Here is a 24,712-nt window from a genome sequence, read left to right as displayed (position 1 = left end):
TCAGTCGGTGCGGTGGGGCGGAGGTCAGGGGGTCGTTGGGTCGGTCGGGGTCGGCGTGGGTTGCGGCTCCGGGGGCAGGTTGGGATCGCAGCTGCCGAAGGACGCGGACCCGCGGGCATCGCCCAGGCCCCACTGCCCCACCGACGCGGTCACCGGGATGTTCTCGACCCGGACCGCGCGCACCGGCACGGTGCCGGCAGTGTCCGGGATGACGAGGATGTTCCGGGCATCGAAGTACCGGATGAGGAGGGACTGCGTGTCGGCGGTCACCGTGCCCGGCCCTGCGGTCTTGCCCACCGCGAGCGGTGACCCCCCGACGCAGCTGGTCACGCCCCATTCGATCGCCACCTGGTACGGGGCGCTGCCGGATGCGGGCGGTACGGCGACCGACCCGGAGGGCTGCCATCCGGCTTCGTTGCGCACGTAACGCACGGTGATGCCGGGGTCGCTGTTGAAGACGCTGCTGGGCCACCCGGAGAACTCCGGCTGGTAGCCGCGCGGAATGCGGTCATCCGACCGGGGCTCGCCCATCCGCCACTCCGCACGCTGGCCCGACACGTCCGGGCGCGAGTTCACCGCGTAGCTCCACCCGCGCGGATCCCGGGCGATCTGGATCTGGATCGAGCTGCGCGCCTCGGCGTCGCCGAAGCGCTGTCCGTTGCGTTCGGAGACCACGCACGCCACGTACTCGTACACCTCGCCCGCTTCGAGTCCGGTGAACTCCTCGGTGTAGGCGGGTGACCCCGCCGTGCGCGGGTCGCACCGTCCCGCCTGGTTCGCGGGGACGATGTCGAAGAGCAGTCGGGAGCCGGCGCCGTTGAGGTCTGCTCGCGCGGTCGCGGTGACCGCCGCGCTGTCGTCGCCGGTGGATCGGGCAACCAGCACCAGCGACAGGTTGGCCGGGGCGCCGATGCCGTTGGCCGTGATCGTGCGGGCCTGACCCGACGCGGCACCCCCGAGGCCCGGAGGAGTGTCGAAACGCGAGAACGGCGTCACGGTGACGGCCGTCGCCGCGTTCGAGCCGATCTCGAAGCGGTCCAGCGAGACGGAGTCCTGCCCCACTCGCACCTCGACGTCCCGCGAGACACCGGTCGCGCTCTGGATCCGCAGGAACCCGGTCTCGGCCGAGTCGATGCCGCCGATGGTCAGGGCGATGACGCCGCCGGCGTCGCCGTTGGGCACGGGCTGCCAATCCACGCTCCCCGGGGTCGCGGGGACGTCGTACGCCCACGCGATCGTGCGCACGCTCGTGCGGGATTCGCCGACGGCGTTCACGGCCCACGCCTCGTACGTGCGCTGCTCCCCGTTGGGCGCGGAGATGACCGGGCACACGCCGTCCGCCGAGCAGCGGGCCACCTCGGCGCCGCCGCTGCGCACGACGAAGCCGCTGAGCCCGGGGTAGGCCAGGCGCGATTCGCCCGCGTCGACGCGCAGCGTCACGGTCCCGTCGGCGTAGGCGCTCTGGCGGACACCGGCGGGCGCCTTGGGGTAGCCCTGGAGGTCGAGCAGGATGCGGCCGTCGCGCTCGGAGGCGGTGGTGCGTCCCTGCGCGTCGCGCACGGAGAATGTCGCGGTGCACGTCGCCCCCGGCGCATCCGGTGTCCACGACGCCGCCACCGCCCCGGCCGAGGCGACCTGGAAGCTCACGCCCACGCACGCGCCGGTGGGGCGGACGTCGACCACTTCCAGCGGCGTGCGCGGCAGCGGATTCACTTCGCCGCCGGCGCCGATGACGGGGATCGTGCAGGAGGTCCCCGACGCCTGCGAGCACTGCTGCGTGACCGACCCGCCCTGGGGGAGGGTCGAGGGCGCGGCCCCCACGCGCAGCAGGAGTCGGGCGGGGGCGACGGCGGGATGACTGCTCACCCCGACGATCGCCGCGCTCTCGCTGCCCGGTGTCGCCCGGTCGGCGCCCACGACGGTGACGGTCGACCCCGAAAGCGTGACCTCGAACGCGGGGCCGCCGTACTCCAGGGTGTACTGGATGGCGCCCCAGTCCTCGCGCGCCAGCTGCCACGTGGTCATCTCGCGCAGGTCGAACGTGGCCGTCTCGCCCGGCCCCACCGTGAGGGAGGCAGGGCGCAGCTCGGGCTGCGGATCGCGGGCGGCGACCGTGATCGGCACCGACAGGTACGTCCACTCCTCGGTGCCGGCCAGACGCACGGGCACCTGACACGCGTCGGTCCACGGCGCCCCGGCCCCCGCGTCGTAGCGCACGCGCGTGCCGGCCTCCAGGGCGCACGCCGCCTCCGGCCGCGCGCCCGAGGCGCTGACATCCGTCCCCACCTCCAGCTCGGCCCCGCGGGGCAGGGCCACCAGGTCGGCCATGTCGAAGGCGACCGACTCCAGTTCGGGCACCTCCTGCGGCGCCGTCCCCGAGCGCAGGGAGAGCGACAGGTCGTCGTCACCGGGTACGCGCAGGAACGCGTACGTCGTGATCTCCTCCTCGCCGACGACCCCGTGGACGGCGAAGGGGATCAGGCGCGTGGTGGCCGGCAGATCGCCGCTGAGCTCGCGCCCGCTCAATCCGACGCCCTCCGGCTCGCCCCACAGGCTCACCTCGAGGTCGTCGACGTCGCCACGCGACCACGTCGCCTTGCCGGTGAGCACGTCGACCCCCGAGATGAACTCCTCGCGGTTCTCCGCCGTGAGCACGGTGTCCGAGACGATCGGGTGGTCCGGCACGCTCTCGCGCACGACCTTGACGACGATGAGGCCGCGACCGGTGTTCCCCGAGTCGGATTCGACGTCGTAGAGGAACGACATCGTGCCGGGCAGCGCCCCGGCGGCCAGGACGACGCCGGTGTCGGTGACGGAGAGGATCTGCTCCTTCAGCCGCGCGTACTCGGGGTTGTCGCTGCCGTCGTCGGCGAAGGTCTCCGGCAGGTCGGGGCGCACATCGGTGAGGGTCAGGGATCCCTGCGTGGGGTCGATGTCGTTGGCGAGCGGGCTGATGCGGATCGTGTTGTCCTCGCCGGCTTGCACCTGCACGTAATCGGTGAAGGTGATGGGACTCGGGTTGGCCTGCGCGTCCAGGACGCCGATGCGGGCGGTGCCCTCCCCCGTCGCCCCCGAGGCATCCACCGCGCGGTAGCGGAACGACACCTGCCCGCGGTCGCCCGGCAGCGAGGAGTACACGATCGACGAGCCGTCGGCGGAGATCGTGGCCGACCCGCGCTCGGGCTGGGTGAGGATGCGGTCCAGCGTCACGACGTCGCCGTCGGGGTCCATGCCGAAGCCGTCGAACTCGACCGTCGTCGTGCCGCCGCTGAGCACGCGCCCCTCCAGCGTCGCCGGCAGCGGCGGGCGGTTGGCGTCGTCGGGCAGCACCCGGATGCGGACGGTCGCGGTGTCCACGAGGGAGGGGGATCCGGTCGTGTACACGGAGTACTCCACCCCGTAGTCGCCCGGCTCGGTGGGCGCGAGGTAGCGGAGCAGATCGCCGGAGGCGAAGGCCAGCGCCTCCGGCACGCTCGAGGCGACCGACGACGGGTCCAGGCTCGGGCGTCCCCCGGCCGGGGAGATGTCGTTCTCGAGCACCGGGATGTCGACCTGGGCGCCGGCGCGCACCGTGACGATGTCGTCCACGGCGATGGGCGCCAGCTCCGGCGCCGGGGGCAGCAGGTACACCGTCGCCTCCCCGGCCACGCGCGCCCCGGCGTCTTCGGTGCCGTCGCTGACGGTGTACGACACCGTGCCCAGGCGCCCCGCGCCGCCGGAGGCGGTCGTGCCCGACACGCGCAGGTTGCTCTGCCCCACCGCGTCCACCGACAGCGTCGCGCCCTCGTCGGCGGAGGCCACGACGTCGCTGAGCAGCAGTACGCGACGCGTGGGATTGGACACCGCGGCGAACACGTCGAGCGTGACGTCCTCCTGCGGGCGGACGAAGGCGACGACGGGCGAGGTGGCCAGCTGCGCGGGGGCGTCGGGCGGGAGGATCGTGATGCGCGCCGTGCCCGTGGCATCCGAGACCCCGTCGGTGACGGTGAAACCGACGCGGAATGTGCCAGGCTCGCCCGCGGTGAAGTCGAACGTCGTCGTGCCACCCACGACGGTCGCGGTGGCGGCACGGTCGTCCAGGACGCGCACCGAGGTCAGCGACAGCGTGCCCGCCGTCCCGGTGACGTGCGGGGCGACGTCGATCGTCATGCCGCCCTCCACCGTGTCCACGCGCGCGAAGGACTGCACGCTCAGCGCGGGCGAGGGGGTCACCCGCACCACGAGCGGCTTGCTGGTGATCTGTCCCGCGGTGTCGGCGACGTTCACGGTCAGCTCGATGAGCTGCTCGCCGCCGCTGCCGTCGTCGGCGTGCTGATAGACCACGTCGCCGCCGGGCGAGGAGGCGACCGTGCCGATGCCGGAGGGGTTCTCCACCGACAGCAGCAGCAGCGGATCACCGTCGGGGTCGACCCAGCCGGGCAGCACCGGCACCGTCACGGTGCCGCCGCGCGCGACCTCGGGTGCGGGCCAGGGCACGAGGCACTTCTCCACGCCGCACCACTGCGGGGCGCCGTCGCCGCCGGAGACGGTGAGGGTGACGGTGGTGGCCGGTGACACCATCCCGTCGGCGGTCGTGCCGTCGGTGACGCCGTACGTGAAGGTCGCGCTGCCGGATGCGCCGGGGGCGACGTGCACGGCGAAGCGCTGGCCGTCGTCGGTGACGCTCACGGTGCCGAACCCGGGATCCAGGCCCGTCACCGAGGCGGGGTCGATGCTCAGCACGTCCTCGTTGGGATCGTGGTCGTTCAGGAGCACCGGGAGGGTGGCCAGCCGTCCCGCCCGCACGCCGAACGCGTCGGGTTCGGCGATCGGTGGCTTCGGGTCGATGACGACGGCCAGCTGCTCCTCGCTGGGGACGGCTGCGGGGTCGGTGCGGTCATCCAGCGACCAGTCCTGGCTGGAGGGCACCAGCCGCCCGTCGGGCAGGGTCCACACCCACCCCGTGCGCACCTCGTTGAGGATCACCGCCCCACCGGTCGCGACGAACACCGGCCGCCGCTCGTCGCCGAGCGACTCCGCGCCGTACTCCAGCGCCGTCTCCCCCGCCCGCGAGCTCCACAGCGTGCCGCCGCCGTCGGTGGGCCCGAGCCACGCCGCGAAGGTCTCGCCCTCGTGCACGATCGGCGCGGCCGGCGTACCGAGCACCGTGGCGCCACGATCGACCTCGACGCTCACGGCCCCGTCGGCGGAGACGCGCACGAGCCCGTTCTCCCCCGCGATCCACACGTCGGTCCCGTCGGGGTCGGGCTCTCCCACGACGATGTCGCCGGAGAGCTCCACCGTCACCGACTCCTCGCGGCCGCGCACGTGCACCTCACCCGATTCGCGGTCCACGAGGGCCCACGTGTCGCCGGCGGCGGTGAGGACCGGGCTGGCGATCTCGGCCGTGAGCGGGTCGCGACCGCGCACCTCGTCGCCGGCGATGTCGTAGCGCAGCACGGATCCGTCCGTCGCCGAGTAGGCGAACAGGAGCCCCTCGCGGTTGACCGCCACCGCCTCCGCGGTGTACTCGGGAGCGTCCTCCTCCTCGTCCTCCGCCGAGGCGAACGGGTCGAGCTGCGCGGCGTCGGCGGTGGAGAGCCGGCCGGCGTGGACGGCCCCGGTGTCGGTGCGGTAGGCCACGAAGTCGCCGGAGGTCAGCACCTCGGTCGTGCCCGCCGGTGTCGACTCCGACGAGCGCAGGGTCTCCTCATCCAGGTCGGCGGGGAGGGCTTCGTCGATCCGGGTGAGCTTGCTGTAGCTGTCGGAGAAGAGGAAGGCGCCATCGGGCGACTGCGCGACGGCGGTCGGGTTGCTGACGCTGCGCACGGTGTCCAGCTCGCCGATCGCGGTGTTCACGCGCGCGTACCGCCGGCCGTCGGCCGTCTGCAGCGCCCACACCGACGCGTCGACCTCAGGCGTCTCCTGGGCGTCCAGGCCCGGCCAGACGATGCTCACGCCCGCCACGAGAGCGAGTGCGGCGGCTCCGGCGGCGAGGCCGGCGATCCTGCGGCGACGCATCAGAGGATCCCAGTGGCGAACAGGGCCGTGACGGCGACGGCGCCCCCCGCGATGAGGGCCGCGGCGCCGAGCAGCCACGGCACCGCCGTGCGGGTGCGCCGCTCCGGGGAGGAGATCTCGGTGTCCTCGTCCCGCGCGAGGCCTGCCATGCCGGAGGACGTGCGCGACTTCCGCCGCCCGCTGTGCTCGACCGAGCTGCGCACCGGGCCGCGCACCGACGAGTCGGAGAAGTCCACCGAACGCACCCCCGGAGCCCACTCGTCCGCCGCCACCTCCAGCGGCGTGACCGGCAGGCCCAGCTCGGCCTGCACGGTGCGCACGGCCTGCCCGACCTCCAGCGCGCTGGCGAAGCGGTCCCGCGCGTCGCGGCTCATCGTGCGTGCCAGGAGCGTCTGCAGCGACGGCGGCACGTCCGCGCGCGCGATCTCGGTGTAGCTCGCGCGCGCGATCCGCCGGCGCAGCTGCTCGCGTGTGTTCTGACCGCGCTCGAGCCGCTCGAAGGGGCTGTGACCGGCCAGGAGCGAGTAGATCGTGGCGCCCAGGCTCCACACTTCGCTGGGAACGGTGCCGGCGGTCTGCTCGGCGACGACCTCCGGCGCGCTCCACGGCACGCTCATCGCGAGCACTTCGTCGGCGGTCTGGCGGGCCAGGGCCGACGCGATGCCGAAGTCGGCCAGCACCGGGGCGCCGAAGGTCGTGATGAGGATGTTGCTGGGCTTGACGTCCCGGTGCACGAGGCCCGCGCGGTGGGCGGTCTCCAGGGCGCTGGCCATCTTCACCCCGATCGCCAGCACCTCGGGCACGGGGATGCGCTCGACGCGGTACCGCTGCGCGAGAGACCCCGGGCAGTACTCCATGACGATGTAGGGGCGTCCGTCGGCGGAGATGCCGGCCTGGTACACCGTCACGATCGAGGGATGCGCCGACAGCTGCGCGAGGACGTCGGCCTCGGCGTTGAACATGCGCAGCAGGTCGGGGTCGCGCACGTCACTGGGGAGCACTTTGACCGCGACGCTTCGGCGCGGCATGTCCTGCTCGTACAGGAAGACGTCGGCGAATCCCCCGGATCCGAGCGGGCGGGTGTAGGTCAGGCCCGGGAGGATCGGAGGCGCGGCGGGCAGGCGTGTCGGCAAACCCGCCCTCCCCCGGTCGGAACTCCCCTGGCGTCACACATCGACGCGCCTGTTGTCAGGCTCGGTCATGCTAACAAATCCGCGGCACCCCCACCGCGGGGCCCGGGCCCTGCGGGCGGCTCAGGGAGCCGGCGGCCCGGGGTCGTGGGGATCGAACGGGGAGTCCAGCGAACGGGTGAGCTCCTCCAGCATCGCGGCGATCTGCGGTTCGACGAACTCCGAGACGGCCGCCTGGATGCGCAGGCGGTGATGCAGGAGGATGGCGCACACTTCCCGGCCGATCATGTTGGCGTAGTCGTCGGCCAGGCCCACCTCCTGCCGCAGCGCCGCCTTGGCCTCATCGGTCAGGGGCGGCAGGGCGGGGATCGCGGCCTCCTCCTCGGCGGCCAGGCCCGACACCGTGAAGAGGAACGGCGCACCCGGCACGGGATCGGGATCCAGCGGGAGCCCCTCGAACTCGGGCTCGAGGCCTTCGGCGGGGCGATAGGTCCGCGCGCGGTTGCGGGCGGCCTGCTGTTCGAGCTCGGCCTGCAGCATCGGGAGGTTGCGGGCGGTGTAGTCCGCGACGGCGGCGTCGACGATCGCCTTCACGCGCGTGGACAGCCCGTGCTGCACGCCGTGCGGCACGTCGGCGCCCAGTCCCGCCGCCGACAGCAGGGGCGAGCCGAAGCAGCGCCGGCACGGCGCCACCCTCCCGCGGTGCGTCGCCGGCTCCCAGCGCGGCAGCCAGCGCAGCCAGACGTCCACGGCCTGGCTCACCTGCGTCTCGAGGGAGCGCTCCACGCTCTTACGCTAGTGCGCCAGGTGCCGGATGCGGCGTCATCGCTCGTCCTCGTCGCGCTCCCACGGCCAGCGCGGGCGACCGGCGCGGGTGCGCACCAGGGCGATGCCGCCCCATCCGGCGACCAGCCCCGCCCCTGCGATCACCGCGCCCGGCCAGCCGATCGCCACGCCGCCGGCCGCGGCGAACCCCGCCGCCGGGCCGCTGCCGCTGATCACGGCGCCGAAGGCGACGCCGACGATCTCGCCCAGGTACGCGCACACGGCGGTGCCCAGCGCCGTCCAGAATGTCGGATGCTCCGCCCGCAGGCCGAACCACAGCGCCGCCGCGAATCCACCCGTGGCCAGCAGCATCCCGATCGCGCCGGCAATCTGGCCGAGGCCCGGCGTCGGGATGACGTCGGCATCGAGGATGAGGCTCGTCAGACCCAGGCCCGCGATCGCCAGCGCGACGAAACCGACGACGGCGAACGCCAGCGCGACGGCAGGGGCCACCGGCCCCCCGCGCGAACCGGCGTCGCGCGACATCCTCAGACGCGGTGCAGCTGCGGGCCGGCCTCGAGGGTGCGCTCGTACTCGCGCTGTGCTTCGGCGTTGAGCTCGGTGACCCGCCGCCCGCGCGCGGCGACCCACGCGCCGAACCAGATCGTCAGTTCGCGTCCGAGGACGAACGCCACGATCGCCAGTGGCGTGAGCACCTCGGCCTCGACCAGTTCCGCACCCTGACGTTCCGTCAGCATCCAGAAGGGCGCCTCGAAGAGCGCACCGAGCACGTGGCCGGCGTAGGCGGCGAAACCGACGAGCAGGCCCCACACCACCCAGTGGCCCCACCGGCCGCGGTTGATGACCGCGCCCAGCAGCCAGAACGCCAGGAAGAAGACCACGACCGGCACCCACAGCGTCCACGTCGTCAGCGCCGCCAGCGCGAACTCGGGTACCTCGGACACCTCGAGGAGTCCGTTGAGCAGGCCCAGTCCGAGGGCTGCGGCCAGATAGAGCACGCCGAAGACGAGCGCTGCGAGCAGCCCGATGGCGCCGGCAGCTCCTCGGTTCCCGCGCGGCCGGGGGGCCTCGGGCGCCTGCACGAAGATCGGCTGCGCGCCGGGGTACGCCGAGGCGGGCTGGGAGACCGGCTCGCTCGGGGTCACGACGGGCGAGGCGACCACCGTCGGGGTGTCATCGTCGCGCGCGTCGGCGCGGCGGGCATCCTCCACGGGGATGTCGTCGGCGCGCGTGGGCGCGTCGCCGGAGGCGGCGTACATCGCCCAGCGGTCGTCGTCGGGTTCGTCGTCGACGCGCTCGTGGACGACCACGGTCTCTTCGACGACGACGGTCTCGGTCGCGTCGGCCGGACGCTCGGTGGACTCGGGGGAATCGGCCGGCTCGGCCGGAAGGTCTGCACGCGCGGCTTCCGCCTCGGCGAGCCCCTCCCGTGCGCGGCCGACCACGTCGGCGTCGCGCTCGGCGTCCGTCGGCTCGTCGACCGGGTCGCCGTACGACGATCTGGGGTCACTCATCGCCAGCACTCCTCACGCGGGGTGGATCCCCGCTGTGCGAGGGTAACGCGCGCGCCCCGCGTGGTTCGGGAGGCGTGCCGTCGTGTGTCGATGTCGGATGGCTATGTCGGGCGCGATCCGCCCTCACCCCCCGTCGGGCGGGGACGGGAAGACGCGGGACGCGACCTGGCTGCTGTACTCCTCGGGGAGCCAGTCGTCCGCCACCGTGGACAGCCACACGTCGCCGCGCAGGTCATGCACCTCCATGACCTTTCCGCGCGTGCGCTCGCAGCGGGCGGCGCCGTCCTCGAGGGTGCACTCGAAGCCCTCTGCGGAAAGCGCGGCGTGGGCGACGGGAGCGGTGTCGGCCGGCACGGTGGCCACGGTCGTGGACACCGACCGGCCGTCGCCGGTGCGCCATGTGCACGTGAAGCGCACCGCCGGGGCCAGCGCCGTCGCCAGCGCCGACGCGGTGGCGGGCGGATCGGCGTTCTGCGACAGCAGCACGTCGGGCGTCCAGGTGAGCTCGGCCCACAGGCGGTCGGGATACAGGTCGCGGCAGTCGGTCGCCGGCGCCGCCTCGGTGGCGGCATCCCCCGTGCCGTCGGCGGCAGGGGTGGAGGTGGCGCCGCGCAGCGTGGCCCCGATCATGTCGATGGCGGCGGGGACGCCGGGGGCGGCCAGCCACAGCAGCGCCGCGACCACCGCCGCACACAGCACACCGGCCGGCCATGCGACCCACAGGCTGCGCCCGCTCACCCGAGCCATGTCATCCCCTCCCCGGCCACGGTAAGCGCTCGGGAGCCGCGAGGCGCCATGCCACGCCAGGGACGACGAAGGCCCCGGCCCCTGCGGCATGCGCAGGGACCGGGGCCTTCGAGGCGATCAGTTGTAGGTGCCGGGCGTGAAGTCGTCCGTCGAGAAGCTGTCGAAGTCGACGTAGCTCAGGTCGGCGTCGCTGTACGCGCCGTCCGAGGCGAAGATGCGGTTGGGGTACCGCTCGCTCTTGGCCTCCTCCGTCGCCTCGACCGTGACGTTGCGGTACTTCGCAAGTCCGGTTCCGGCGGGGATGAGCTTTCCGATGATGACGTTCTCCTTGAGGCCGACGAGCGGGTCGCTCTTGCCCTCCATGGCCGCCTGCGTCAGGACGCGGGTGGTCTCCTGGAACGATGCCGCCGACAGCCACGACTCCGTCGCGAGCGACGCCTTCGTGATACCCATCAGCTCCGGGCGGCCCGACGCGGGACGCTTGCCCTCGGCCACGGTCTCCCGGTTGATGTTCTGGTACTTCTTGAAGTCGACCAGCTCACCGGGGAGCAGCTTCGTGTCGCCGTGGTCGACCACGGTGACCTTCCGCAGCATCTGGCGCACGATGACCTCGATGTGCTTGTCGTGGATCGGCACACCCTGGGAGCGGTACACGCCCTGGACGCCGTTGACGAGGTAGCGCTGCACCTCGCGGGCTCCCATGACACGCATGACCTCCTTGGGGTCGAGCGTTCCGACCAGGAGGGGCTGACCGACGGTGACGTGCTGGCCGTCCTCGACCAGAAGCGTCGCGCGCTTGAGGACGGGGTACACGACCGGCTCGTCGCCGTTGTCGGGCGTGAGGATGACCTTCTTGGACTTGTCGGTCTCGTCGATCACGATGCGGCCGTCGGCCTCCGCGATCGGCGAGGCACCCTTGGGGGTGCGCGCCTCGAAGAGCTCCTGCACGCGGGGCAGACCCTGCGTGATGTCCTCCGCCGACGCCGAACCACCGGTGTGGAAGGTGCGCATCGTCAGCTGCGTGCCGGGCTCACCGATCGACTGGGCCGCGATGATGCCCACGGCCTCGCCGATGTCGACCATCTTGCCGGTGGCCAGCGAACGGCCGTAGCACTTCGCGCACACACCGACAGCCGAGTCGCACGTCAGGACCGAGCGGACCTTGATGTTCTCGACGCCCGCCTCGACGAGCTTGTTGATGAGCACGTCGCCCACGTCGTCGCCGGCCTCGGCCACGACCGTGCCCTGCGCGTCGACCACGTCGGAGGAGAGCGTACGGGCGAACACGGAGTTCTCCACGTTCGCGTCCTTGACCAGCGTGCCGTCGGCACCGGCTGCGGCGATCGGCAGCTCGAGGCCCTTCGACGTGCCGCAGTCCTCCTCGCGGATGATGACATCCTGCGAGACGTCGACCAGACGACGCGTGAGGTACCCCGAGTCGGCCGTACGGAGGGCCGTGTCGGCCAGACCCTTACGGGCACCGTGCGTCGCGATGAAGTACTCCGCCACCGACAGACCCTCGCGGTACGAGGAGATGATCGGACGGGGGATGATCTCACCCTTGGGGTTGTTCACCAGGCCTCGCATACCGGCGATGTTCCGGATCTGCAGCCAGTTACCACGCGCGCCCGAGGACACCATGCGGTTGATGGTGTTGTCCTCCGGGAAGTTGTCGCGCATCGCCTTCTGGACCTCGTCGGTCGCCTCGGTCCAGATCTTGATGAGCTCCTGACGACGCTCGGCGTCGGTGGTGAGGCCCTTCTCGTACTGCGCCTGGACCTTCGCGGCCTGCTTCTCGTAGCCGGCGACGATCTCCTTCTTGTTCGGAGGCGTCAGGATGTCGCTGAGCGCCACCGTCACACCCGAACGCGTGGCCCAGTAGAAGCCGGCGTCCTTGATGCGGTCCAGCGTCGCGGCGACCTCCACCTTCGGGTACTCCTCGGCCAGCTTGTTCACGATCTGCGACAGCTTGCCCTTGTCGGCCTGCTCCCGCACGAACGGGTAGCCCTTGGGGAGGGTGTCGTTGAAGATCGCCTGACCCAGCGAGGTGTCCACGAGGCCGTGGCGCTCGTAGCCCTCGGGGCCCTGGCCCTCGAGGAAGCTGAGCCCGGGGATGCGGATGCGGACCTTGGCCTGCAGGTCGAGGGTGCCCTCGTCCTTGGCCAGGATCGCCTCGCCGACGGACCCGAACACGCGGCCCTCGCCGGTCGCGCCCTCCTTGAGGGTCGTCAGGTGGTGCAGGCCGATGATCATGTCCTGCGAGGGCAGGGTCACCGGACGGCCGTCCGACGGCTTCAGGATGTTGTTCGACGCGAGCATCAGGATGCGGGCCTCGGCCTGGGCCTCGACCGACAGCGGCAGGTGCACGGCCATCTGGTCACCGTCGAAGTCGGCGTTGAACGCCGCGCACACGAGCGGGTGCAGCTGGATGGCCTTGCCCTCCACGAGCTGCGGCTCGAACGCCTGGATGCCCAGGCGGTGAAGCGTCGGCGCACGGTTCAGCAGCACGGGGCGCTCGCGGATGATCTCCTCGAGCACGTCCCACACCTCGGGGCGCGTGCGCTCCACGGCGCGCTTGGCGGCCTTGATGTTCTGCGAGTGACCGAGGTCGATCAGGCGCTTGATCACGAACGGCTTGAACAGCTCCAGCGCCATCTGCTTGGGCAGACCGCACTGGTGCAGCTTCAGCTGGGGACCGACGACGATGACCGAACGGCCCGAGTAGTCCACGCGCTTGCCGAGCAGGTTCTGGCGGAACCGGCCCTGCTTGCCCTTGAGCATGTCGGACAGCGACTTCAGCGCACGGTTGCCGGTACCGGTGACGGGGCGACCACGGCGGCCGTTGTCGAACAGCGCGTCGACGGCCTCCTGCAGCATCCGCTTCTCGTTGTTGACGATGATCTCGGGGGCACCGAGGTCGATCAGGCGACGGAGGCGGTTGTTGCGGTTGATCACGCGGCGGTACAGGTCGTTGAGGTCGCTGGTCGCGAAGCGGCCACCGTCCAGCTGCACCATCGGGCGCAGCTCCGGCGGGATCACCGGAACGACATCGAGCACCATGGAGGCCGGGCTCATGCCGGTCTGCAGGAACGAGTTGACGACCTTCAGGCGCTTGATCGCACGGATCTTGCGCTGACCCTTGCCCTCGGAGATCTGCAGGTGCAGGTTCTCCGACTCGGCGGCGAGGTCGAACGCCTCCAGGCGCCGCTTGATCGACTCCGCGCCCATGTGGGCCTCGAAGTACTGACCGAACCGGTCCTGCAGCTCGTGGAAGACGTCGTCCTCGGGCTTGAGCGTGCCGACCTCGAGCGTGCGGAAGTCCTCCCACACGCGCTCGAGCTTGGCGATCTGCTCGTCGGCGCCCTTGCGGATCTGGGACATCTCCTTCTCGGCGGCGTCCTTGACCTTCTTCTTCTGGTCGGCCTTGGCGCCTTCCGCCTCGAGGGCGGCGAGCTCCTCCTCCAGCTTGGCCAGGCGGGCCGCGATCTTGGAGTCGCGACGGTCGCCGAGCGTCTTCAGCTCGAGACGGATGTTGTTCTCCTGCGTCGGCAGGTCGCGGTGACGCGCCTCCTCGTCGACGGAGATGACCATGTAGGCGGCGAAGTAGATGACCTTCTCGAGGTCCTTCGGAGCCATGTCCAGCAGGTATCCCAAGCGCGAGGGGACGCCCTTGAAGTACCAGATGTGGGTCACGGGTGCGGCGAGCTCGATGTGGCCCATGCGCTCGCGACGGACGGAGGACTTGGTGACCTCCACGCCGCAGCGCTCGCACACGATGCCCTTGAAGCGGACGCGCTTGTACTTGCCGCACGCGCACTCCCAGTCGCGGGAGGGCCCGAAGATCTGCTCCCCGAAGAGGCCGTCCTTCTCGGGCTTGAGCGTGCGGTAGTTGATGGTCTCGGGCTTCTTGACCTCGCCGTAGGACCAACGACGGATGTCGTCAGCCGTAGCCAGGCCGATGCGAAGCTGATCGAAAGTGGTTGATTCGAGCACTACTTCTCCTGTGTCGGAATTCTGTTCGTTGCCTGGCCGGATCAGATCTCGTCGATGGACGAGGACTCGAATCGGCTGGAGATGTTGATGCCGAGCTCTTCCGCCGCGCGGAAGGCGTCGTCATCCGTGTCGCGGAGGTTGACCGCGGTGCCGTCGGCCGAGAGGACCTCGACGTTCAGGCAGAGCGACTGCATCTCCTTCATGAGGACCTTGAACGACTCGGGGATGCCGGGCTCCTGGATGTTCTCGCCCTTGACGATCGCCTCGTACACCTTGACGCGGCCGAGGATGTCGTCGGACTTGATCGTGAGGAGCTCCTGGAGCGCGTATGCGGCACCGTAGGCCTCGAGTGCCCACACTTCCATCTCACCGAAGCGCTGACCGCCGAACTGCGCCTTACCACCGAGCGGCTGCTGGGTGATCATCGAGTACGGGCCGGTCGAGCGGGCGTGGATCTTGTCGTCGACGAGGTGGTGCAGCTTCAGGATGTACATGTAGCCGACCGAGACCGGTGCCGGGAAGGGATCTCCCGAGCGTCCGTCGAACAGCAGCGTCTTGCCCGAGGAGCCGATGAGGCGATCTCCGTCGCGCGTGGGGAGCGTGGAGTCCAGCAGACCCGCGATCTCGTCCTCGCTGGCACCGTCGAACACCGGCGTGGCGACCTTCGTGCCGGGCGCGGCCTCGAAGGCCTGCTCGGGCAGGCGCACGGCCCACTCCGGGGTGCCCTCGACCTTCCAGCCCTGCTGTGCGATCCAGCCGAGGTGAAGCTCCAGCACCTGGCCGAAGTTCATCCGGCCGGGGATGCCCAGCGGGTTGAGCACGACGTCGACGGGGGTGCCGTCGGCGAGGAAGGGCATGTCCTCCACGGGCAGGATCTTCGCGATGACGCCCTTGTTGCCGTGGCGTCCGGCGAGCTTGTCGCCCTCGGTGATCTTGCGCTTCTGGGCGATGTAGACCACGACGCGGCGGTTGACGCCCGAGCCGAGCTCGTCGTCGCCGTCCTCGGCGTTGAACTCCTTGACCGCGATGATCGTGCCCTGCTCACCGTGGGGCACCTTCAGCGACGTGTCGCGGACCTCGCGGCTCTTCTCGTTGAAGATCGCACGGAGCAGACGCTCCTCGGCGCTCAGCTCGGTCTCACCCTTGGGCGTGACCTTGCCGACGAGGATGTCGCCGGGGCGGACCTCGGCGCCGATGCGGACGATGCCGCGCTCGTCGAGGTCCTTCAGCAGGTCGGGGCTGACGTTGGGGAGGTCACGGGTGATCTCCTCCTTGCCGAGCTTGGTGTCGCGGGCGTCGACCTCGTACTCCTCGATGTGGATCGAGGAGAGGGTGTCGTTCTTGACCAGCTCCTGGCTGAGGATGATCGCGTCTTCGAAGTTGTGACCCTCCCACGTCATGAACGCCACGAGGAGGTTCTTGCCCAGGGCCAGCTCGCCGTTCTGGGTCGCGGGGCCGTCGGCGATGACCTCGCCGGCTTCCACGCGCTCACCGGCCGAGACGACCACGCGCTGGTTGTAGGAGGTGCCCTGGTTGGAGCGGTCGAACTTGCGCAGGAAGTAGTCCTGCGTGCCGCCCTCGTCCAGCTGCACCGTCACGACGTCGGCCGAGACCTCCATCACGACACCGGCCTTGTCGGCGGTGATGACATCGCCCGCGTCCACGGCGGCGTAGCCCTCCATACCGGTGCCCACCAGCGGGGAGTCGCTGCGCACCAGCGGAACGGCCTGACGCTGCATGTTCGCACCCATCAGGGCGCGGTTGGCGTCGTCGTGCTCGAGGAACGGGATGAGCGAGGTCGCCACCGACACCATCTGGCGCGGCGAGACGTCCATGTACCCGATCTCGTCGGCGGGGATGAGGTCGACCTCGCCGCCGATCTTGCGGGCGAGGACGCGGTCCTCCTGGAAGTGACCGTCGGCCTTGAGCGGCGCGTTGGCCTGGGCGACGATGAAGTCGGCCTCTTCGCTCGCGGTCAGGTAGTCGATCTGGTCGGTGACCCGGCCGTCGACGACCTTGCGGTACGGGGTCTCGATGAACCCGAACGCGTTGATGCGCGCGAACGATGCGAGCGAGCCGATCAGGCCGATGTTCGGGCCTTCCGGCGTCTCGATCGGGCACATGCGGCCGTAGTGCGAGGGGTGCACGTCACGGACCTCGACGCCGGCACGCTCACGCGACAGACCACCCGGGCCCAGCGCCGAGAGGCGGCGCTTGTGGGTCAGGCCCGCGAGCGGGTTGTTCTGGTCCATGAACTGCGACAGCTGGCTGGTTCCGAAGAACTCCTTGATCGCGGCCACGACGGGGCGCACGTTGATCAGGGTCTGCGGCGTGATCGCCTCGATGTCCTGCGTGGTCATGCGCTCGCGCACGACTCGCTCCATGCGCGACAGGCCCGTGCGGACCTGGTTCTGGATGAGCTCGCCGACGGCGCGGATACGACGGTTGCCGAAGTTGTCGATGTCGTCGGTGTCCAGGCGGATGTCGGCCTGCTTGCCGCCGCGCAGACCCGGGAAGGTCTCGTCGCCGCGGTGCAGGCGGACGAGGTACTTGATGGTCGCGACGATGTCGTCGACCGTGAGCACCGAGTCGCTCAGCGGCAGGTCCAGGCCCAGCTTCTGGTTGATCTTGTAGCGACCGACCTTCGCCAGGTCGTAGCGCTTGGAGTTGAAGTAGAAGTTGTCCAGCAGCGCGCGGGCAGCCTCGGCGGCGACCTGCTCACCCGGACGGAGCTTGCGGTAGATGTCGCGGAGCGCGTCCTCCTTGGTGAGGATCGTGTCCTTGCTCAGGGTGTCCTCGATCGAGTCGAAGCCTGCGAACTCGGCGAGGATGTCTTCGCTCGTGAGGCCCAGGGCCTTGAGGAACACGGTGACCGACTGCTTGCGCTTGCGGTCGATGCGGACGCCGACCTGGTCGCGCTTGTCGATCTCGAACTCCAGCCACGCACCGCGGCTGGGGATGATGCGGGCCGACACGATGTCCTTGTCGGAGGTCTTGTCGGGGTCTTGTCGAAGTACACGCCCGGCGAGCGGACCAGCTGCGACACGACGACACGCTCGGTGCCGTTGATGATGAACGTGCCCTTGCCGGTCTGCAGCGGGAAGTCGCCCATGAAGACCGTCTGGGTCTTGATCTCACCGGTCTGGTGGTTCATGAACTCGGCCTCGACGTACAGCGGGGCGGCGTAGGTCTTGCCGCGCTCCTTGCACTCCTCGATCGAGTACTTCTCCGGCTCCAGGTACGGGTTCGTGAACGACAGCTGCATCGTCTCGCTGAGGTCCTCGATGGGCGAGATCTCCTCGAAGATCTCCTCGAGGCCGCTGATCTCCGGCACATCCGTGCGACCGGCGGCCTTGGCCTCGGCGACGCGTGCCTTCCACGCCTCGTTGCCGACGAGCCAGTCGAAGGACTCGGTCTGCAACGCGAGAAGGTCGGGGACCGTCAGCGTGTCGGAGATTTTCGCGAACGAAAGCCGGGATGCTCCGCGGCCGTTCTTAGGGGTGGTGGTGGGGTTGGATGCGTTGCGCGCAGCAGCCAAGGGAATAACCTCCGCAGAGCCGGGTGAGGGCTCGTGATTTCCTTGTCGTCAGGGTGGAGTGCTCCCGGCCCCGAAACCTGACGCGTCGCACACCGCGAGAGCGGGGACGCGCAGGAACAGCCGACCACCATATGAGGGCAGGGGAAAGGGGAGCGCAAACAGCAACTATACGACGGATGACGCGCCGTGTCCAGCGGCATTCTTGACGCGTTCCGTCACGTGCGGTATAACGGCGACCTCTCCGGCGCGGTCAGGGCAGCGGCCGGGCGTGCCGGAAGCGCACGCGCGTGCCGGGTCTGGCCTGCGCGAGGACGTCCAGCGCCGCCTCGGTCGCCACGGCGATGACGGGGTAGCCGCCGGTGACGGGGCCGTCGGCCAGCAGGATCGTGGGGCGCCCGGACGGCGGCACCTGCAGTGCGCCCGCGACCATCCCCTCGCTGGGCAGCTCTCCCTGACGGACCCGCTCGAGCTCGGGCCCGTCCAGCCGCATCCCGACCCGGTCGGCGGCCGCGGAGACCGTCCACTCCTCCTCGAAGAGGGCGCGGTGGGCGGATGCGGCGAACCAGTCGGCGCGGGGGCCCGGCGCGAGCTCGACCTCGATCCGCTCGTCGGAGCCGGAGCCCCACGGGGCGAGGTCGGCGGCGGGGACCGGCGTGGACGGCGCGGGCCCGACCGGGAGCACGTCGCCCGAGCGCAACGGAGCGGGGCCGATCCCGGCCAGGACGTCGGTGGCGCGGGAGCCGGCCACGGGCGCCGACTCGATGCCGCCGCGCACGGCGAGGTAGGCGCGCGCGCCGTGGGCGAAGCGGTCGACGTGCAGCTCGGTGCCGGCCGGCCACGCCGCGGCGGTGTGCGCGTCGACGGGGCGCCCGTCGATCGTGATCGGGCCGGTCGCGCCGGCCAGCGCCATCCATCCGTCCCGCGCGGCGACGGCACGGAAGCCGCCCATCGTGATCTCGACCCCGGCCGCGCCCTCGGGATTGCCCACGAGACGGTTCGCGCGGCGCAGCGCCGCCCGATCCAGCGCGCCGGAGCGGGCGATCCCCAGCCCCGCGCGCCCGGGCCGGCCGAGGTCCTGCACGGTGGCGAGCAGGCCCGGCTCGACGACGCGCAGCCCGCCCTCCGCGGAGACACCACTTTCCGCCTGAGACACCCGGCGTCGCGGGGTGTCTCGGACGGGAAGTGATGCCTCACCCGCGGGGACGAAACGCACGCGCGCGCCCGGCGGCAGCAGGACGGGCGCGTCGGCGGATGCGTCGAACAGCGGCGCGTCCGTCGTCCCGATGAGCCGCCACCCGCCGGGCGTCTCACGCGGGTACGCGCCGGAGAACGCCCCCGCCACCCCGACGGCCCCGGCCGGCACGCGCGTGCGCGGCGACGCCAGCCGCGGCACGTCGAAGGTCCACTGCGCGCTCACCAGATACCCGAACCCGGGTGCGAAGCCGGAGAACGCCACCGTCCACTCCGCCGCGCGGTGCCGTGCGACGAGCTCGGCCGCCCCGATGCCGAGCAGCTCGGCGGTGCCGGCCAGATCGGGCCCGTCGTACCGGATCGGCACCTCCACGACCGGCCCCGCCGGGCGGGCCGCCGCCGCCGCATCCGCGCCCGCCGAGCGGATCCACGCGCGCACGACCGAGCCGGCGATGACGGCGGGGTCGAATGCCACGAGGACGGTCGTGGCCGCCGGCACGACATCGACGACCCCGTGGGGCCGGGATGCGGCGAGCGCAGCCGAGAGCGTCAGCACCTCCGGGAGCGATCCGACCTCGGCCAGCACCGCGCGCTCCCCCATCGGACGCAGCTGGAAACTCACCACGGCGCGCGCACCACGACGCCCTCGGCCTCCAGCGCCGTCCGCACCGCCCCGGCCATGGCCACCGCCGCGGGGGTGTCGCCGTGCAGGCACAGCGACACGGCATCCGAGGCGACCAGGGCGCCGTCCACGGCCACGACGACCCGCTCGCGCACGAGGCGCACGGCGCGTTCGGCCACCGCGTCCGGATCGTGCAGCACGGCCCCCGCGACCCCGCGCGAGAGGAGGCCGCCGTCGGCGGTGTAGGCGCGGTCGAGGAACGCCTCCCGGACGAACGGAAGTCCCGCCGCCTCCGCCGCCCGCGCGATCTCGCCGCCCAGTCCCAGCACCGGCACGGCGCGGCCCACGCGCGCGGCCAGGTCCGCCACGGCGGCGGCGACCGCGCCGGCCTGCGCGGAATCGACGGTGACGGCATGGTACAGCGCGCCGTGCGGCTTGACGTAGCGCACGTCCGCCCCCGCGCCCGCCAGCGCCGCCAGCTGCGCGGCCACCTCGGCGCGCAGCTGCGCAGGCTGCGGGGACCGGGGCGCGCGTCCGAAGTCGACCGGGTCGGGGTAGGAGGGGTGCGCCCCCACCGCGACACCGAACCGGGCGGCGCGAGCGACGGCGGCGCGCATGGATGCGGCATCCCCGGCATGTCCGCCGCACGCGACGCTCGCGCTGGAGACGACGGCGAACATCGCTTCGTCGTCGGCCGTCGGCACCCCCGCGACGGTCTCGCCCAGGTCGGCGTTGAGGTCGATCGCGCGCATGGCGACCACGCTACCGGCGCGGCCCGCCACCTCTCACGACGGGCGGAACCCCCACGGCAGCTCCAGTCCGTGCGCGGCCATGAGGGCGCCGTCCGACAGCAGATCGCGCGTCGGGCCGTCGGCGACGATGCGACCGCCGTCGAGGATCAGCGCGCGCGGGCACAGTTCGAGCGCGTACGGCAGATCGTGCGTCACGACGATCTGGGTGACGGGCAGCTGCGCGAGGGTCGCCGACAGTTCCCGCCGCGCGGTGGGATCCAGATTCGACGTGGGTTCGTCCAGCACGATGACATCGACGTCCATCGACAGGATCGTCGCGATCGCCGCGCGGCGGCGCTGCCCGAGCGAGAGGCGCTGGGGGTTGCGGTCGGCCGCATCCGCCAGTCCCACCGCCGCCAGCGCCGCCCGCGTGCGCTCCTGGAGCGCCTGCCCGTCGGCGCCGTAGTTGGCGGGGCCGAACGCGACGTCCTCGCCGACAGTGGGCATGAACAGCTGATCGTCGGGGTCTTGGAAGACCAGCCCCACGCGCCGCCGGATCGAGCGGACGGTGCGCGGCCCCAGCGCGACGCCGCCGACGAGCACGCGGCCTTCGCCCGGTGAGAGGATGCCGTTCAGGTGCAGCATGAGCGTCGTCTTGCCCGACCCGTTGGGCCCGAGGATGGCGACGCGCTCGCCGGCACCGACATCGAAGTCGACGCCGTCCAGCACCGGCCGTCCGCGTCCGTCGTCCCCCGGGTAGCGGAATCGCAGACCGTGCACCGACACGTCGGCTCCGTGCCGCCCGCTCATGGACCGGTGGATGCGTCGTACCCGCGCGCGAGCATCGCCAGGTGGATGCGTTCCCCCCGCCCGTGCGACCGCGCGAACAGCGCACCGATGCCCACGGCCAGCACACGCCACGACCCGGGGCTGCGGGCGAGGAACCCGCGCGAGGTGCGCGCGATGCCCATGCGCGCGGACTCGGCGACGATGAGGTCGAGGTAGCGCACCATGAACGCGGCGATCACGGTGAGCTGGCGAGGCAGGCGCAGCTGCTCGAGCGCGAGCACGATCCGCCGCGGCTCGGTGGTGCTGATCAGCACGATCGACGCGAGCACCGCGAGCGTCGCCTTCACCAGCAGCCCCCACGCGCCCCACAGTCCCTCCACGGACAGCGATACCTCCCACACGCGCACGCGGGGGCCGGTCGCGATGAAGGGCAGGAGCACCGCGAACACCACGAAAGGCACCTCGATCAGCATGCGGCGCGCGATCGTGGCCGGGGGCACGCGAACGGCGGCGAGCAGGGCGACCACGATCGCTCCGTACATCGCGAACGCCCACAGCCATTCGCGGGGGGTCGCCACCACGATCACCGCGAAGGCCACGAGGGCGAGGAGCCGCCGGCGCGGCGACACCCGATCGCCCCACGTCGGCCGCTCCCGCGGGGACCGGTCGGAAAGGAGCACCGTCAGCGGTCGCTTCGGCGTCGGCGGGCCAGGCGGCCCAGCAGCCACGCCGCCCCGAACGTCACGGCGCATCCGATGAACCCGGCAAGTGCCACCGACACCCAGGGCTGCGCGATGGCGGCCACCCCGTAGTCGGCGAGCGGGCCGGCGGCGGTCGCACTGTCGCGGGCGGCGGCGAGGAACCCGGTGGACTCCGCGACGGACTCGAGCCCGTCGGGATGGCTCGACGCCCAGAAACTCACGATGCACGCGAGCAGGAGCGCGACCGCGAGCGCACCGGCGGTGAACGCACGGGTGGACACACGTGGCCGCGGGGACGGGCTCATACCCGCGCCTCCTCCGGCACGCGCCGCGAGGGGCGCACGAACCGGGCGCCGTAGACGAGGTCGGGCCGCGTGGCCAGAACCGCCGAGACGACCAGCCCGGTCACGACGGCCTCACCCACGCCGACGACGGCGTGCCATCCGAGCATCGCGGTCATCAGCAGGTCGAAGGGCACCGCCACCGTGCCGCCGACGGCGAACAGCAGCGCGAAGACGGCCGCGGCCGCGGGAACCGAGACGAATGCGGCGACGGCGGATGCCGCGACCACCGTCGCGCGGCCGCCGGGCAGCACCCGCATGAGGCCGCGGAAGAAGGCCCATCCCACGAGCACCGTCACGATGCCGATGAGCGTGATGTTCGTCCCCAGCGCCGTCACCCCGCCATCGGCGAAGAGGAAGGCCTGCACGATCAGCACGACGCTCAGGCACAGCACGCCCGTGCCGGGGCCGACGAGGACCGCGGCGAGCGCACCTCCCATGAGATGACCGCTCGTGCCGGCTCCGACGGGGAAGTTGACCATCTGCGCCGCGAAGATCAGCGTCGCCACGATGCCGACCATGGGCGCCTTGAGGTCGTCCGTCGCCTCGCGGCGGGCGACCGGCAGTGCGACGGCGATGCCGGCGGCGGCCACCACCCCGGTCGCGATCGAGGTGGGCAGATCGAGGAACCCATCTGGTACGTGCATCCGCGTCCTCTCCGGGGCGGGCAGCGCCTGATGCGACACTGTCGTATCTGGCCAATGTAACTTCGCGCCTCCGGGCGGGGTAGAGGTCTTTGGTCCTCCGCTCACGGCGTCTCCCGAACCGCGGTTACGGGTGCGTGACGATGTGCCGCCGGGGGTGCGGGGACACCGCGAGGCGGGCAGGATGGACGGATGAGTCCCGCCGCGCCGCTGCTGTCCGTCCGCGACCTCGCCGTCGACTTCGCCACGATCGACGGACCGGTGCACGCCGTGGACGGCGTCGACTTCGACATCGCCGCCGGGGAGACCGTGGCGATCGTGGGCGAATCGGGCTCGGGCAAATCCACCACCGCGATGGCCATCATCGGGCTGCTCGCCTCCGGCGGATCCGTCGCGCGCGGCAGCATCCTGCTCGACGGAGAAGATCTCACGCGTTTCGGCGAGGGGCGCATGCGCGAAGTGCGCGGGCGCGACATCGGTCTCGTGCCGCAGGACCCCATGTCCAACCTCAACCCGGTCGCCAAGATCGGCACGCAGGTGGCCGAGACCCTCCTCGCCCACGGCATGGCCACCCGCTCGGACGTGCAGGACAAGGTCGTCCAGACGCTGGAGGCGGCCGGACTCCCGGATGCCGCCACCCGCGCCAAGCAGTACCCGCACGAGTTCTCCGGCGGGATGCGGCAGCGGGCGCTCATCGCGATCGGGATGGCGTGCAAGCCGCGCCTGCTCATCGCCGACGAGCCCACGAGCGCCCTGGACGTCACGGTGCAGCGGACGATCCTGGACCAGATCGACCGCATGACCACGGAGCTGGGCACCTCGGTGCTGCTCATCACGCACGACCTCGGCCTCGCGGCCGAGCGGGCGGCGCGGGTGATCGTGATGCACCGCGGCCGCGTGGTCGAACAGGGGCCGGCGCGGCAGATCCTGGAGGCGCCGCAGCATCCGTACACGAAGTCGCTCGTCGCGGCGGCGCCGTCGGTGGCCGCCGTGCGACTGCGCCCCGAGGCCTTCCGAGCCCGCACGCTCGAGGTCGCCGGCGAGCCGGCCGCGGCACGCGATGACGTCGTCGTCATCGAGAACCTCACGAAGGTCTACCCCACGCGCGGGCGCGGGGAGGATTTCCGTGCCGTCGACGATGTGTCGCTGTCCATCCCGCGCGGGGAGACCGTCGCGATCGTGGGCGAGTCGGGCTCGGGCAAGACCACGACGGCCCGCATGCTGCTGAAGGTCATCGAACCCACCAGCGGCACCATCCGCTACGAGGGGCAGGACGTCACGACCCTCAAGGGCGCCGCGCTGAAGGACTTCCGGCAGAAGGTGCAGCCGATCTTCCAGGACCCGTACTCGAGCCTGAACCCCATGTTCACGATCGAGCGGATCATCGAGGAGCCGCTGACGTTCTACAAGCGCGGTTCGGCGAAGGAGCGGTCGGCGCGCGTGCGCAAGCTCATGGACGACGTGGCCCTGCCGCAGGCGATGCTGCGCCGGTACCCGTCGGAGCTGTCCGGCGGGCAGCGTCAGCGCGTCGCGATCGCGCGGGCCCTCGCCCTCTCCCCCGAGGTGGTCGTGTGCGACGAGCCGGTGTCGGCGCTGGACGTGCTCGTGCAGGACCAGATCCTCACGCTCCTGGGCGACCTGCAGCGCGAATACGGCCTGAGCTACCTCTTCATCTCGCACGACCTCGCCGTCGTGCGGCTCATCAGCGACTTCGTGTGCGTCATGAAGGACGGCCGGCTCGTGGAGGCGGCATCCAGCGAAGAGATCTTCACCAACCCGCGCGACCCCTACACCCGGCGCCTGCTCGCCTCCATCCCCGGCAACGAGCTCGGCCTCACCGGCTGACCCCGGCCCCGCGCCCCCGGCCCCACGCCCCGGGCCGCGCGCCCCGGCCCCACGCCCCGGCCGCGAGACTTCAGCCCACCGACGAGACCGCGACATGATGTCGATGTCTCGTCGGTGGCGTGCAGTCTCGCGGTCGAGGA

General features: G+C 71.6%; 14 protein-coding genes and 1 pseudogene. 1 reads left to right on the top strand and 14 read right to left on the bottom strand.

Features of this window, described 5'->3' with window-relative positions; translation table 11 throughout:
• Positions 1-24 precede the first annotated feature (24 nt).
• The 14 genes and pseudogenes from F6J85_RS02440 to F6J85_RS02375 form a co-directional block, all read right to left on the bottom strand.
• Positions 25-6,000, bottom strand: a complete 5,976-nt coding sequence (locus tag F6J85_RS02440; RefSeq protein WP_150923695.1) for an Ig-like domain-containing protein — start codon at positions 5,998-6,000, stop codon at positions 25-27.
• Positions 6,000-7,133 (bottom strand): serine/threonine-protein kinase, encoded by a 1,134-nt coding sequence (locus tag F6J85_RS02435; RefSeq protein ID WP_150923694.1) that lies wholly within the window; start codon positions 7,131-7,133, stop codon positions 6,000-6,002. Before F6J85_RS02435 ends, F6J85_RS02440 begins: the two co-directional genes overlap by 1 nt.
• A 120-nt stretch (positions 7,134-7,253) precedes the next feature.
• Positions 7,254-7,916 (bottom strand): spermidine/putrescine ABC transporter substrate-binding protein, encoded by a 663-nt coding sequence (locus tag F6J85_RS02430; protein ID WP_150923693.1) that lies wholly within the window; start codon positions 7,914-7,916, stop codon positions 7,254-7,256.
• Between the two features lie 36 nt (positions 7,917-7,952).
• Positions 7,953-8,441 carry a hypothetical protein gene (locus tag F6J85_RS02425; protein WP_238707036.1) on the bottom strand — a complete coding sequence of 163 codons (489 nt, stop codon included), beginning with the start codon at positions 8,439-8,441 and terminating at the stop codon, positions 7,953-7,955.
• Positions 8,442-8,443: 2 nt separating this feature from the next.
• The gene (locus tag F6J85_RS18105; RefSeq protein WP_150923692.1) at positions 8,444-9,430 is read right to left on the bottom strand and encodes an ABC transporter; all 987 of its coding nucleotides are present in this window, start codon (positions 9,428-9,430) and stop codon (positions 8,444-8,446) included.
• A 123-nt stretch (positions 9,431-9,553) separates the two neighbouring features.
• Positions 9,554-10,177 (bottom strand): hypothetical protein, encoded by a 624-nt coding sequence (locus F6J85_RS02415; RefSeq protein ID WP_150923691.1) that lies wholly within the window; start codon positions 10,175-10,177, stop codon positions 9,554-9,556.
• Positions 10,178-10,294: 117 nt separating this feature from the next.
• The gene (gene rpoC, locus F6J85_RS02410) at positions 10,295-14,170 is read right to left on the bottom strand and encodes a DNA-directed RNA polymerase subunit beta' (RefSeq protein WP_150923690.1); all 3,876 of its coding nucleotides are present in this window, start codon (positions 14,168-14,170) and stop codon (positions 10,295-10,297) included.
• Positions 14,171-14,211: 41 nt separating this feature from the next.
• Positions 14,212-17,708: pseudogene (gene rpoB / locus F6J85_RS02405) on the bottom strand (DNA-directed RNA polymerase subunit beta).
• Positions 17,709-17,958: 250 nt separating this feature from the next.
• Positions 17,959-19,521 (bottom strand): 5-oxoprolinase subunit B/C family protein, encoded by a 1,563-nt coding sequence (locus F6J85_RS02400; protein ID WP_238707034.1) that lies wholly within the window; start codon positions 19,519-19,521, stop codon positions 17,959-17,961.
• Entirely contained in the window at positions 19,518-20,273 is a 756-nt protein-coding gene (gene pxpA / locus F6J85_RS02395; protein WP_150923689.1) for a 5-oxoprolinase subunit PxpA, read from the bottom strand. The genes F6J85_RS02400 and pxpA overlap by 4 nt, the downstream gene beginning before the upstream one ends.
• 33 nt (positions 20,274-20,306) lie before the next feature.
• Positions 20,307-21,062, bottom strand: a complete 756-nt coding sequence (locus F6J85_RS02390) for an energy-coupling factor ABC transporter ATP-binding protein (protein ID WP_150923688.1) — start codon at positions 21,060-21,062, stop codon at positions 20,307-20,309.
• A complete protein-coding gene (cbiQ, locus tag F6J85_RS02385; protein WP_202980866.1) occupies positions 21,059-21,670 on the bottom strand; it encodes a cobalt ECF transporter T component CbiQ in 612 nt (203 codons plus the stop codon). The genes F6J85_RS02390 and cbiQ overlap by 4 nt, the downstream gene beginning before the upstream one ends.
• A 53-nt stretch (positions 21,671-21,723) precedes the next feature.
• A complete protein-coding gene (locus F6J85_RS02380) occupies positions 21,724-22,047 on the bottom strand; it encodes a PDGLE domain-containing protein (protein WP_150923686.1) in 324 nt (107 codons plus the stop codon).
• On the bottom strand, positions 22,044-22,730 hold the full coding sequence (locus tag F6J85_RS02375) for an energy-coupling factor ABC transporter permease (protein ID WP_150923685.1): 687 nt from the start codon (positions 22,728-22,730) through the stop codon (positions 22,044-22,046). Before F6J85_RS02375 ends, F6J85_RS02380 begins: the two co-directional genes overlap by 4 nt.
• A gap of 189 nt (positions 22,731-22,919) precedes the next feature.
• On the opposite strand from F6J85_RS02375, the gene F6J85_RS02370 reads away from it, so the two are divergent.
• Entirely contained in the window at positions 22,920-24,572 is a 1,653-nt protein-coding gene (locus F6J85_RS02370) for an ABC transporter ATP-binding protein (RefSeq protein ID WP_150923684.1), read from the top strand.
• Positions 24,573-24,712 lie beyond the last annotated feature (140 nt).

It is taken from the genome of Microbacterium lushaniae (assembly GCF_008727775.1).
GTDB classification, from domain to species: Bacteria; Actinomycetota; Actinomycetes; order Actinomycetales; family Microbacteriaceae; genus Microbacterium; species Microbacterium lushaniae.
This window is presented reverse-complemented; position numbering and strand designations above follow the sequence as displayed.